This is a genomic window from Bathymodiolus heckerae thiotrophic gill symbiont, assembly GCF_900128515.1.
In the GTDB taxonomy this organism is placed as follows: domain Bacteria; phylum Pseudomonadota; class Gammaproteobacteria; order PS1; family Pseudothioglobaceae; genus Thioglobus_A.
In genome coordinates, this window is record NZ_FQTP01000078.1 from 1 (window position 1) to 6,716 (window position 6,716).

Sequence of the window (6,716 nt, forward strand, 5' to 3'; positions counted from 1 at the left end):
TAAATTGCTTTTTTGTACAAGCCCTGCAACTTGACCCAAAAACTCTACGGCTAGAGACTCAATAAATCAATGAGATATACCTAAATCTGGGTTAAATTAAGGAAAAAATGAACCCCGAAACTTTAGTAATTAAATTAACTTTATTTAGCTTATCCATTTTTTCACTCCTCTAATTGTATATTTTATTTAATATTTCATTAAAGTAAAAACAAATTTAGATAAATACAAAAATATTTTTGTATTTATCTATTTTTAGTTTGGCTTTTCTTTTCCATTTACAGAGAAAAATTTATTTAAGTGTTCTTTTGCTTTTACGTTACCGCCTTTTGCAGATTTTGTTAGCCATTCAAAAGATTTTTTATAATCGAGTGTCGTATGTTCTCCCGTGTAATAACCTAACCCTAAATAATATTGGGCTTGTACGTGGTTTTGTATGGCCGCTTTAGTAAACCATTTGATGGCTATTTCATAGTTTTGTTTTACTATTTCACCTGCCCCTAAGTAGTATATAGAACCCAAGTTATATTGAGATTCTGAATAGCCTTGTTCAGCAGATTTGGTAAGCCATTCAACTGCTTTTTTTATATCCATAAACTCTTCCCGCATAAATAGCTTACCAAGTGTATATTGCATAGCACCATTATCATCCTGATGATTAGCTTGCTCTGAAAGCCATTTAATAATTTTTTTATGATCTTGTTTTCCTGAAGGATAAAAAATTTCAATAAAACGTTGTGCGTCTTTGTTACCTTGTTCAGCAGCTTTAGTAAACCATTTAAGAGATTTTTCAAAATCTTTTTCTACACCATGCCCTTTTCTGTACATTAACCCTAAGCTGTATTGTGCGCTAGGGTCATCTTGCTCTGCGGCCATTAAATACCATTTGAATGCTTTTATTGGGTCTTGGGACAAAATTCCATAACCAGTGTCATAAAGCCACGCTAAATTACATTGTGCGTTAATGTCCCCTTGTAATGCTGCTTTGGTATACCATTTAATTGATTTACCGCTATCCTGATTTGTGCCTCTGCCTATTTCATACGCCCTTCCTAGATGGCATTGTGAATCTTTATACCCCTGCTGTGCAGATTTATGGTGCCATTCAAACGATTTTTTACTATTTTGTTCAACGCCCTTACCTAGGTCATACATTATGCCCAGATAATACTGGGAGCCTTTATGTCCTTGTTGTGCTGCTTTGTTGTGCCATTTAAATGATTTTTTAAAATCTATAGGAATATCATAGAGAGTACCTGTAGCATAAGCTAAAGCAATATTACATTGAGCGTCAGAATTGTCTTGGTTTGCGGCTTTTTCATACCATTCAAACGCTTTTTTATAATCTATGGGTACACCCTCACCTTTGAAATACAGTTTGCCTAGCTGGTTTTGTTCTACAGCTGAACCTGTTTTTGCTAGTTTAAGCTGTTGTTCAAAAATATTTATAAGTTGCTGGTTCATTTTCTCACCTTTTATAAAATACAAAAATATTTTTGTATTTTAATATTTATTTTGTTTTCCGCCACTCTCCGATCATTTCTGTAAGTAATTCGACATCACTTGCAGATAAATCAGGTACACGGTTTTTTGATTTAACAATAAGGCCTTCTTTCTCTCTTTCTTTCCCTTCAATCCATTTTATGACCTCTATCATGGGTTCAGGCAATATTGTGGTTATTGCTCGCCATTCTCTAGGAGAATTGTAGAAAATAGTCAGTTCTCTTAATATTCTGTTGGTTGCCTGATCAACCAACTGTCTTGATACATTATTTTGCTTGGCAACAATGCCAGATGATAAACCGTCGACTAAAACCATTTCTGCAAGGTTTATTGCTTTGTCTTTTAATTTGGTTTTTTCTGCCAGTTTTCTAAATTCTGTTTTTTCCATGTTGTACTCAGTAGTGAATTTTATATAAATTTAGTGTTTGATTTAAACGAGCGTTTTTATCATACACTAATTTAATGTTGCAATAGCTAATTGCAATAGTTATATTTTATATACCTTCAGAATCAAAGTACCTAAGTTGACGCGTCCTTTTTCTACTGACAAAGATTTAGAAACCAATACCTCGTTCTCTTTGATTAATTCTTGTCTGATCGCTTTTAATGTGGTGGTTTTTCCACTGCCAACAATACCGGATAGAGCAACCATTTGACCCTGTTTAATGGCTACTTTAAGTTCCTTGAATATTTGTTTATGGTTCTCAGTTTCAAATAGCCCACACCTCGAAAATCACGTGTTAGACCGAAATATTCCATCACATCACTTAACATGTTGTTTTCCTTTTTTGGGTGAATTAAAAAAAGTGTATATTTGTTCGAAGATGATTTTTTTAACCAGTGTTCCTGACAGAACATCGTTAATGAAATCCAATTGTTCCTTAGTCAATTTTGCCAAGGGAACACCCAGTTCAGTAGCAATTGCTAGTTTTGCGGTTACTTGATTTGAAAAAGTAAACTCAGTGAAAGGATCAGGATCATTAAAGGTGATTTTCGGTATTTCTTGCTCTGGCGTAAAAGCTACTAATGCAACAGGGTTTGGGTTATTGTCCAGCGCAGCACGGGATAATTTGATTTCATTCGCTAAAGCCTCAATTTTGTCAGCCCTTTTTTGTTGTTTGGTTTTTTTGAATGACCGATAACGACCCAATGGAATTGGACCATTAACAGAACGATCCATTTTTCTATCAATTGCCCTTTGATCTATTTGTTGTATTATTTCCCTTTTTAATTATGTGGCAAAAAAATTAAATTTTCCACATGGTAGTTTTTAAATAAAATTAACTGAATTTTCCACATAGTTATGTGGAAAAATTTAATCAGGAAAATATTTTTTTGATTTTAAATAAAATTAATCTTATTTTCCACATAACTATGTGGAAAAATTTAATCAGGAAAATATTTTTTGATTTTAAATAAAATTAATCTTATTTTCCACATAACTATGTGGAAAATAAATTTATCCCGATCTAACACGTAAAATCAGTGTTTATAGCGCCTTGTAAATATCCGCGAAGATTTACATAAATTAATCACCAACAGAGTCTAGTTAAAGGGGACGCTACCCTTTAATTAAGACTTTAATATTGCTTTCAATATTACCTTTATTACTTAACCTGGTTCTTACTTGATCGTAAGTTTCACCTGGTCTAGCCTTTTTCTCAATCTCCTTCTTGCTCACGTATGGGGTGAACTTCTCAGGTGCTTTACTTTCTTTTGGTGGTTTTTTACGGCTGATTAACACCACATTCCCATCCATTTTAATATTGTGGAGTAAGTGGGGGGTTACTGCTAAGCAGGTGCAGGATGATTTTGCTATTTCTATATCATCTTTAAATAAAGGTGGATTAGCAAAAGGGTGGAAGCATTCTACTGGTCTTAAAGGGTCCAAGTCACCTGGATCGAAAACGGCACACAATGAATTACAGTCTGTAATTCAAAATTCATCTAGCCTAGGAGCCTGTCCGAGAACTAGCATATAAGTCAGTGGCTTTTTTAGGCTAAAATTTAAAGGAACACTAATTCACTCCAGGAAAACGACCGGAAATTCAATAAAAGATTAATACTATCAGCGATATAAGGTATAATAAGTGCTTTATTTTAGCTAATAAACAGCCAGAAACTGTGATGACAATCCCTTTCAAGTCTCCTCCCGTTGAATTCAGGCAACACCAATTATTTCCCAGTAACATTTTTGATTTGTTAGCGGATGAGCATGAGTGCTACCTCTATAACGACCTATTTCAACAACTGGACACCTCATCACTTGAAAGCCACTATAAACATAATGGTCAGAATGCCTATCATCCAAAACAAATAGTTTCAATCCTGATTTATGCCTACAGTCGGGGTGTTTTTAGCTCACGAGAAATACAGCGGCGTTGTACAGAAGATCTCTCCTTCATGTATATTGCACAAATGAACTGCCCCAACTTTCGTGTACTGAGTGACTTTCGAAAAAATAACAGTGCCTTTTTCCATAACTGTTTCAAGCAGACAGTGCAACTGGCCATTGAATTAAAGTTAGCCTCATTAGGCCATATCAGTCTTGATGGGTCAAAGTTTCAGGCAAACAGCTCCAAACACAAGGCCATGAGCTATGGGCGGATGAAAGAAAAGGAACAGGCCTTAAGCCAGGAAATCGACGCGCTGATTGAAAAAGCGAGTCGCAGTGACAAAGAAGAAGATCAGGCTTATAAAGACCAGACAGGGTATGAGATACCCGAAGACCTGAAGCATAAACAAGCAAGACTGGAACAAATCAAAGCCGCAAAAACTGCGCTTGAAGTACGAGAAGAAAAGTGCAATCCAGGTCAGGTAATCGATGATAAAAAGCAAATCAGCTTTGCCGATAAAGAAGCCCGTATCATGGGTAAAAAGGGCAGTTTTGACTATCAATACAATGTGCAAATCAGTGTGGATGAAGACAGGCAAATTATAGTCGGTCAGCACCTGAGTCAGAATGCCAATGACAAACAGGAAATTGAACCGGCTTTAGTTGCCATTAAAGAAGCCACCGGAACATTACCCGATAAACTTAGTGCTGACAATGGCTACATGTCAGGTGATAACCTACAGGCATTGAAAGAAAGTCCTATCAATACCTACATTGCAACAGACAAAGGTGAAAAGAAAAATAAAGATTCCTTAGAAAATACAGAGCGTAAACTGGTCAAAGCAGATTTTGATTACGATGAAAGCACCGATACATATACCTGCCCGGGTCAACAAACACTCGTTGTCGTGAACAGAGGAAAAGATGGCAGCCGCACCTATCAAGGTGATGTTGAGAAATGTAATGAGTGCGCTTATAAAAGTCGTTGTTGTCAGTCAAAAAAAGGGGAAGCACGCACCATCAATACGGATGATAAAGAACCCCTGCGTCAACAAATGAACAGCAAGATGGAAGAAGAGGAATCAAAAGTCATTTACAAGCAACGCAAAGTGATTGTAGAGCCTGTCTTTGGTCAGATTAAAAACACAGGTTTTCGTGGTTTTAGTGTCCGAGGAAAAGAAAAAGTAGCCGGAGAATTATCACTGGTCTGTGCGACTCATAATATTAAAAAAATTGCGAAAGCAATATTCAAGGGAGTGGTCCGTCCAGAATTCATAAAAAGGGAATTAAACCCTGTAATATAGGGTGAAATAAGAGAAAACCGTGTAAAAAATAAAGTTTCACTGGAAAAAGCATAAAATAAACATTATTAAATAATAATATTGCTATATACAAATATTATATTTCTACATTTTGCATCGACACCTTTTTTGAACGCCTGTTTTCGGACAGCCTCCTAGATGAATACAAGGCCAATATGAGTGAATGGGCCGAAAAATGGATAACTGGTGGATATGATGCATTGCCTCCTGGGTTCCACAAATAACAATTGAGAAAAGATGACTACTAAAGATTATTCAGAAGAAGAAGAAGACTATTACGGCCAAGTTCCTACGGGGGCTGGTATCCATTTTTTTATGACTGGGCAGGGCATTATCAATCGGGGTTGATTGATGCTTCGGAGTGGAAGGATAATCGTTTTCGACTTATTTAGAGCGTGTTGTAATATTTGATAAAAATAGGGCGTAGCGCCCTATTTTTGCTATACTATAGCCACAACTGACCCTTTGCTTGTATTTGCTTGACGAATGCCGCTTAGGGAGAGAAAGCCACCTTCGGGTGGTTTTTTCATTTATAGAGGAAAGGAATGCGAACTATTGTCTATATTGACGGTTTCAATTTTTATTATGGAAGATTAAAAACAACTTCTTATAAATGGCTTGATCTCTTCAAGTTATTTGACGAGCAACTTATTAAGGAAATTAACCCTGAAACCGAGTTGCTTACCGTAAAATTATTTACAGCAGATATAAAAGCTAAGTTCTCTAGGCTGGGGAAAGAATCAGAACATTCCCAACGAATTTATCATATGGCTCTTTTAGCTATGCCTAAAAATGTTGAGATTATAAAAGGCTATTATTCAACCGAGCGTAGTAAGCCTCTTAGATATAAAAACCCACCTGATAAGGACGATAAGATAGATGCGTGGAAATTAGAAGAAAAGCAAACGGACGTGAAAATGGCTCTGGAAATATACCATGATGTTGTTACAAACCAATGTGATCAAATTGTCATTTGTACAAATGACACTGACCTTGTTCCGCCGTTAGAGTTAGTCAAAAAATACCATCCCCACATAGAAATAGGTTCAATCATTCCTCGACCAAAAAATTCAAAACGTCCCGCCAGTCAGAGTATTATCGAGCTTTCAGATTGGAGTCGTAGTTATATTACGGATGCTGAATTAGAAGCATGTCAGTTACCTTATATTATTCATAAGCCGAATGGCCGAGGCGTTTACCGTAAACCCAAACATTGGGATATATAGATAATTAGATTAATTGTTAGTATGATGCAAGCGCTTTGGATTGGAGGAAGGGGGCTTGATCTTTTCAGTTATTAAACATTCATACTTAAAATTTCTTGCTGGTATTCTGCTTCGTCATGGTATCGGGGTGTATCGTTAAGAATTTATTTTAGGCTTGGAGCAAAGAAAAATTACGGAAGGTTCGCGCACGTTTTTTTGTGCGTGAAAGGGGGTCTGTGGAAGAACCCCCAAAAGTGTTCGTTCTGAGCTATGTTGTTTAAATTCTTATAAGTACTGCTTCATGAATCCACTACTTCTATATGTTTAGGCATTACTCCTATATCAACGTTTCGA

7 protein-coding genes are annotated in these 6,716 nt (G+C 36.2%); 2 read left to right on the plus strand and 5 right to left on the minus strand.

Annotated elements, in window-relative coordinates; genetic code table 11:
* Positions 1 to 252 precede the first annotated feature (252 nt).
* The 5 genes from BTHERMOSOX_RS08500 to BTHERMOSOX_RS08520 form a co-directional block, all read right to left on the minus strand.
* Positions 253 to 1,461, minus strand: coding sequence for a tetratricopeptide repeat protein (locus BTHERMOSOX_RS08500; protein WP_138120654.1), 1,209 nt, complete (start codon positions 1,459 to 1,461; stop codon positions 253 to 255).
* 46 nt (positions 1,462 to 1,507) lie between these two features.
* On the minus strand, positions 1,508 to 1,888 hold the full coding sequence (locus BTHERMOSOX_RS08505; protein ID WP_138120655.1) for a TrfB-related DNA-binding protein: 381 nt from the start codon (positions 1,886 to 1,888) through the stop codon (positions 1,508 to 1,510).
* Positions 1,889 to 1,987: 99 nt separating this feature from the next.
* A complete protein-coding gene (locus tag BTHERMOSOX_RS08510) occupies positions 1,988 to 2,191 on the minus strand; it encodes an ATP-binding cassette domain-containing protein (protein ID WP_138120656.1) in 204 nt (67 codons plus the stop codon).
* A gap of 72 nt (positions 2,192 to 2,263) precedes the next feature.
* The gene (locus BTHERMOSOX_RS08515) at positions 2,264 to 2,680 is read right to left on the minus strand and encodes a hypothetical protein (protein ID WP_138120657.1); all 417 of its coding nucleotides are present in this window, start codon (positions 2,678 to 2,680) and stop codon (positions 2,264 to 2,266) included.
* 381 nt (positions 2,681 to 3,061) lie between these two features.
* A complete protein-coding gene (locus BTHERMOSOX_RS08520) occupies positions 3,062 to 3,418 on the minus strand; it encodes a hypothetical protein (RefSeq protein WP_212744638.1) in 357 nt (118 codons plus the stop codon).
* Positions 3,419 to 3,627: 209 nt separating this feature from the next.
* Here BTHERMOSOX_RS08520 and BTHERMOSOX_RS08525 point away from each other — a divergent pair, with 209 nt between their 5' ends.
* Both BTHERMOSOX_RS08525 and BTHERMOSOX_RS08530 read left to right on the plus strand, forming a co-directional pair.
* Entirely contained in the window at positions 3,628 to 5,139 is a 1,512-nt protein-coding gene (locus tag BTHERMOSOX_RS08525) for an IS1182 family transposase (protein ID WP_138120659.1), read from the plus strand.
* Between the two features lie 563 nt (positions 5,140 to 5,702).
* A complete protein-coding gene (locus BTHERMOSOX_RS08530; protein ID WP_138120660.1) occupies positions 5,703 to 6,383 on the plus strand; it encodes an NYN domain-containing protein in 681 nt (226 codons plus the stop codon).
* Positions 6,384 to 6,716 lie beyond the last annotated feature (333 nt).

What these genes read in the sequence shown, in the direction of transcription:
- BTHERMOSOX_RS08500 (WP_138120654.1), bottom strand. Translation starts at nt 1,461, where the DNA reads ATGAACCAGCAACTTATAAATATTTTTGAACAACAGCTTAAACTAGCA.
- BTHERMOSOX_RS08505 (WP_138120655.1), bottom strand. Translation starts at nt 1,888, where the DNA reads ATGGAAAAAACAGAATTTAGAAAACTGGCAGAAAAAACCAAATTAAAA.
- BTHERMOSOX_RS08515 (WP_138120657.1), bottom strand. Translation starts at nt 2,680, where the DNA reads ATGGATCGTTCTGTTAATGGTCCAATTCCATTGGGTCGTTATCGGTCA.
- BTHERMOSOX_RS08525 (WP_138120659.1), top strand. Translation starts at nt 3,628, where the DNA reads ATGACAATCCCTTTCAAGTCTCCTCCCGTTGAATTCAGGCAACACCAA.
- BTHERMOSOX_RS08530 (WP_138120660.1), top strand. Translation starts at nt 5,703, where the DNA reads ATGCGAACTATTGTCTATATTGACGGTTTCAATTTTTATTATGGAAGA.